The organism is Bradyrhizobium sp. 134, from assembly GCF_023074155.1.
Taxonomy (GTDB): Bacteria; Pseudomonadota; Alphaproteobacteria; order Rhizobiales; family Xanthobacteraceae; genus Bradyrhizobium.
This window is the reverse complement of the sequence record NZ_JADPKX010000085.1, coordinates 1-2,238: the sequence shown is the minus strand read 5'-3', so window position 1 is coordinate 2,238 and position 2,238 is coordinate 1. Positions and strand designations below refer to the sequence as shown.

General features: G+C 62.6%; 1 protein-coding gene and 1 pseudogene. Both read right to left on the bottom strand.

Annotated elements, in window-relative coordinates:
• Positions 1 to 294: pseudogene (locus IVA75_RS34895) on the bottom strand (flagellin); the annotation flags it as partial.
• Positions 295 to 653: 359 nt separating this feature from the next.
• Positions 654 to 2,238, bottom strand: a 1,585-nt coding sequence (locus IVA75_RS34890) for a DUF1522 domain-containing protein (protein ID WP_247287489.1), incomplete at its 5' end; no start/stop codon positions are given.

The following is a 2,238-nucleotide window of genomic DNA, read 5'->3' as shown; positions in this document are numbered from 1 at the left end:
CGCCTGGTTGGCGATCGACTTCGCAGAGTCGATCAGCTTCTGCAGCGAGGTGATGCCGGTGTTGGCGGCCTGCAGCACCTGCACGCCGTTGGCGATGCCGTCGAGCAGATTGTTGATGTCGCTGGCGCGGTTGTCGAGCGACTGTGCCGTGAAGAAGTTGGTGGGATTGTCCAGGGCCGAATTGACGCTCTTGCCGGTCGACAGACGGCTCTGAGTGGTGGCGAGAAGATCAGCGGTGGACTGGAGGGAGAGCAGGTTCTGACGAACCGACGAGGAGAGAACAATACCGGACATTGAGTGTTACCCTTCTGGTACGCAACGCAACAAACTTCGATTAGGATTAATCGATGTCCGGGACGGTGAACACAGACGGCTAACAAAGCATGAAGCGTGTCGCGCCAGTCCTTGCGCGGATTCACCATATGAGCAATCGGAGCCATCTCAGGCTCGTCCATATCGTCATGATAGCATGATGCTTTTTCGCGCAACGACCCGGCGTTTGCGACTTGTCAACCATAACTCAGAGTAAGCAATCGGCTGCATCCGAATGCATCGTTGCACTTCGTCGAGCGGCACTCTGATGCCGTTGCAAAAAGAAAGCGGCGGAGCCGAAGCCCCGCCGCAATAGTCGTCTTACGATGTTCGTCCGCTTGTTAGCGGAGCAGCTGGAGCACGCTCTGCTGCGACTGGTTGGCCAGCGACAGCGCGGAGACCGCGATCGACTGGCGGGTCGACAGCGCCTGGCTGTTGGCCGCTTCGGTGTTGGTGTCGGCCAGGGTCAGGTTGGACGAACCGGTCTGCAGCACGTTGATCAGGCTCTTGTTGAAGTCCTGACGAACCTGCACCACCGAGAGGTTCGAGCCGAGGCTCGAAGCTTCCGAGCGCAGCGTGCTCGACGCGGCGTTCAGGTTCGACAGCACCTTGTTGGTCGCGGAGTTGTCGATGAAGTCGACACCGCTGGTCAGCGCCGCGAGGCCGAGACCCTTGGAGTTGTAGGTCACGCCGGTGATGCTGAGGTTCGACTTGCCGGTCTCGTCGAACACCAGCTTGAGCTGGTCGCCGTTCAAGAGGTTGACGCCGTTGAACGAGGAGTCCTGCGAGGTCGTGTCGATCTGGTTCAGGATGTTGTTGTACTGAGACACCAGGTTCGAACGCGAGGTCTGGGCAACCGTGTCCTGGACGGGGCTGGAAGCCGTCGAGAACGTCAGCGCCGAAGTCAGCGTGCCGCCGATCGCACCACCCGCGGCGCTCGAACCGATGGTCGAGGACGCGTAGTCGTTGGTGGTCGAGACCGTCAGCAGGCCGTTGGCGTCGATCGTCGCCGTCAGGTTGTTGGCCTGAAGCTTCGTGTTGAGCTGATCGAGCGTCTTGACCGTGCCGCTGGTGCCGTCGCCGAAGGTGACATTGACCGCCGTGCCGCCGTTGAAGGAGGAGAAGGTCAAGGTCTTGCCGCTGAGGCCACCGACGCCGGAGGTGCGGGCCGCGGTGAACGCGCTCGAGGTCCCGGTGTTGCCGGCGAAGCCAAGCGCATTCAGCGCATTGCCTGTACCGGTGATCGAGAGGTCGGCATTGACGCCGGTCGAGAGCTTGAGCTGACCCGAGGCATTGATCGACGAGTTGGTCTGGCCCGTGGCGGTCGCAAGCGTCGCGGTGCCGTTGGCATTGACCGTCGCGGTCTGCACGCCGGTGGCAAGGTCGATCGCCTTCAGCACGTCGTTGACCGTGCCGGCCTGCAGATAGACCGTCGAGTTGCCATTGCCGTCGGTGAGGACGTTACCGCTCGTACCATAACCGCTCGGAACGCTCGGAGCACCGGTCGAACCCGGGATCGGCGCGTTCTTGAAGGTGATGACGTGGCCGTCGACGTTCAGCGTCGAACCGTCGGCGATCGTCGCACCCAGTGAGGCCGAGCTCGTGGTCCGGTTGACGTTGACGGTGGCGTTGCCGCCGCCCACAGCAGTCGTCAGGCCGAGAGCCTTGAGCAGGTCGGCCTTGCCGGTGACGCTGAGATCCGCACCCGTCGAGCTCTTCAGCGTGACGGCGCCACCTGCAGCGGTCGAGACGGCAGCACCTGGCTGGCTGGCGCTCGTGGAGATCGTCGCAGCGCCGGAGGTGATGGAGACGGTCTTGACGCCGCTGGCCAGATCGATCGCGGACAAGAGATCGTTGACGGTCGCGGTGGCGAGATAGACGGTGGTGTTGCCGCTGCCGTCGGTGACGAGGTTGCCGCTGACGCCC